We start from the raw sequence: 2,923 nt of genomic DNA, 5'->3' as shown, positions 1-2,923 counted from the left end.
CCAGATGGTGAAATTGGTAGACACGCCAGCTTCAGGTGCTGGTGGCCGCAAGGCCGTGGAAGTTCGAGTCTTCTTCTGGGCACCAATTCAGGTTTACAGATTCACTCTGTATAACCACACAAAAACCCGCGAAAGCGGGTTTTTGCATTTTCGGGCCTCGCAAAGGCCTCGCCCCTTCGTTTAACAACTCTATTTACGACCATCGCTCTTGCTGTCAAGCGCACTTGAGAAACAATATCGTTTATTATTGTTTCAAGTTTTGTAGCACCCAAGTGAGGAACCCAGCGAATGATGCTCCGAAATACCCGGCTTGCGACATCCCTACTGCGCGGTCTGACTCTTTCCATTCTCGGTCTAGCACTGACCGCCCCCGCCTACGCTGCCGACCCTGTCACCCTGACGCTGTATAACGGCCAACACAAAGAAGTCGGCGACAACCTCGCCGCCGCCTTTGAAGCCAAGACCGGCATCCACGTCAACGTGCGCAAAGGCAGCAGCAACCAACTGGCCAGCCAGATCATGGAAGAAGGCGACCGATCGCCCGCCGATGTGTTCTACGCCGAAGAATCGCCACCGCTGAACAATCTCGGCGAGCAAGGCTTTCTAGCCAAGGCTGACGACAGCACCCTGCAAGCACTGCCTAAGGAATACGTGGCCGCCAATGGCACATGGATCGGCGTCACCGCGCGCACCCGCGTCGTGGCATTCAATCCAAAACTGATCAAGGAAGAAGACCTGCCTAAGTCGGTGCTGGATTTCGCAGGCCCCGAGTGGCAAGGCAAAGTCGGTTTCGTACCGACCAGCGGTGCGTTTCAGGAACAAGCGGTCGCCATCATCAAATTACATGGGCGTGACGCCGCAGAAGAATGGCTGACCGGCCTGCGCGCCTTCGGCAAGACCTACACCAACAACATGGTTGCGCTCAAAGCGGTGGAAAACGGCGAAGTCGCCACGGTGCTGGTGAACAACTATTACTGGTTTGCCCTGAAAAAAGAAAAAGGCGAACTGGACTCCAAACTGCACTACTTCACCGATGGCGATGCGGGCGGCTTGATCACCGTGTCTAGCGCAGGCGTGATCAAGGCCAGCAAACACCCTAAAGAAGCCCAACAGTTGCTCGCCTACATGGCCAGCGAAGAAGGTCAGCGGGTAATCACCAATACCACCGCCGAATACCCGATGCGCAAAGGCATGGTCTCGGAACGCGGTCTCAAGCCGTTTGATGAGTTGCAAGCACCTAAGATCACGCCAGCCGACTTGGGCAACGCTGAAGAAGCGCTGGACCTCGAACGCGAAACCGGCCTGCTCTGATGCTCTCTGCTGCCCACCCCGCGCGCTACACCTTGAAACGCAAAAGGCCGTCGATCTGGCTCTTGCTGCCCGTGCTATTGCTGGTCGGCCTTAGCCTGCTGCCACTGCTGTATGTGGGCACCAAAGCCTGGCAAGCCGGGTGGGCGCAAGCACTGAGCCTGCTCTGGCGACCCTACGTGTTTGGGCTAATGCGCAACACGTTGCTGCTGATGGTCGGCGTTACCGTGACCTGCGCACTGGTCGGGCTGTCGCTGGCCTGGTTGCTGGAACGCAGCAACTTGCCGGGCAGACGCCTGTGGGGCGTGATTCTGTGCCTGCCGTTTGCTGTACCCGCGTTCGTCAGCAGCTTTACTTGGGTCTCGCTCAGCGCCAGCTTTGAGGGTCTGGGCGGGGCGATTCTGGTGATGAGTCTGTCCAAGTACCCGCTGATTTTTTTGCCGGTCGCAGCCACCTTGCGCAACCTCGACCCAGCCCTTGAAGAATCAGCCCGCACCTTGGGCCAAAATCGCTGGGGGGTATTTTTCAAAATAACCCTGCCGCTGCTCTGGCCTTCGTTGCTGGCCGGCTCACTGCTGATTGCCTTGCACATGCTGGTGGAGTTTGGCGCGTTGTCGATCATCGGCCTGCAAACCTTCACCACCGCGATCTACCAGCAATTTGAGCTGGAATTCAGCAACGCCAATGCCGCGATGCTGTCGGCCGTGCTGCTGGTAATGTGCCTGAGCCTGCTATGGCTGGAGCTGAAAGTACGCGGCAAAGGCCGACACATTCGCATCGGCCAAGGGGCTGCCAGACGCGCCGAGCAGGTACGGCTGGGCAAGTGGTCGCTGTTGGGGCAAGTGTATTGCCTGCTGCTGTCGGTGATTGGCAGCGGTATCCCGCTGGGCATGCTGGTGTACTGGCTGATCAAAGGCAGCTCGGCGGCCTTCCCGATGGCGGCGATTGGCGAGGCGCTGTTCTCGTCGCTGGCTTTGTCGTTGGGCGGCGCGGCGCTGTGTTTGGTGCTGGCGGTGCCGGTGGGGTTGCTGGTGGTCCGCTACAAAGGCCAACTGGCGATCTGGGCCGAACGCCTGCCCTACCTGCTGCACGCACTGCCTGGACTGGTGATTGCGTTGGCGCTGGTGTACTTCTCGCTGCATTACGTGCCTGCGCTGTATCAGACTTCAGCCTTACTGCTGATCGCCTATGCGCTGCTGTTTTTGCCGCTGGCACAGGCCCCGATCCGCACAGCACTGAACAAGGCCGCCCCGCAGCTGGAAGAGGCGGCTCGAACGTTAGGCGCTTCGTCGTTCTCGGCATTTTGCCGGGTGACGCTGCCGATTATCTTCCCAGCACTGGGGGCGGCCTTCGCTCTGGTGTTTCTGGACGCCATGAAGGAACTGACCGCGACCTTGCTGCTGAGCCCAACCGGGCTTAACACCCTGGCCACACAGGTGTGGTCGCACACCTCCAACATCGAGTTTGCGGCGGCGGCACCTTATGCGGCGCTGCTCATTTTAGTGTCGGGGCTGCCGGTGTATTTGCTGACGACGCGGATGTATTTGAGCCGCTGAAAAAACTATCTGTGGGAGCGGGCTTGCTCGCGATACAAACAACTCGGTCTCAGCACCTG

Annotated in this window: 3 protein-coding genes; all 3 read left to right on the top strand. The window is 58.8% G+C overall.

Translation table 11 applies throughout. The annotated features are described in order from the left end of the window. The coding region (locus tag B347_RS26815; RefSeq protein ID WP_237719091.1) for a hypothetical protein at positions 1 to 184 on the top strand (184 nt) is incomplete at its 5' end. Positions 185 to 288: 104 nt separating this feature from the next. Further along, on the top strand, positions 289 to 1,311 hold the full coding sequence (locus B347_RS0101365) for an iron ABC transporter substrate-binding protein (protein ID WP_019407931.1): 1,023 nt from the start codon (positions 289 to 291) through the stop codon (positions 1,309 to 1,311). Continuing rightward, positions 1,311 to 2,864 carry an ABC transporter permease gene (locus tag B347_RS0101360; protein WP_019407930.1) on the top strand — a complete coding sequence of 518 codons (1,554 nt, stop codon included), beginning with the start codon at positions 1,311 to 1,313 and terminating at the stop codon, positions 2,862 to 2,864. The genes B347_RS0101365 and B347_RS0101360 overlap by 1 nt, the downstream gene beginning before the upstream one ends. Positions 2,865 to 2,923 lie beyond the last annotated feature (59 nt).

It is taken from the genome of Pseudomonas psychrophila HA-4 (genome assembly GCF_000282975.1).
Classification (GTDB): domain Bacteria; phylum Pseudomonadota; class Gammaproteobacteria; order Pseudomonadales; family Pseudomonadaceae; genus Aquipseudomonas; species Aquipseudomonas psychrophila_A.
Note: the sequence above shows the minus strand (reverse complement) of the source record. Positions and strands in the feature narration are given on the sequence as shown.

Excerpts from the sequence above, each read along its gene's own strand:
- B347_RS0101365 (WP_019407931.1), top strand. The coding sequence starts at position 289 with ATGATGCTCCGAAATACCCGGCTTGCGACATCCCTACTGCGCGGTCTG.
- B347_RS0101360 (WP_019407930.1), top strand. The coding sequence starts at position 1,311 with ATGCTCTCTGCTGCCCACCCCGCGCGCTACACCTTGAAACGCAAAAGG.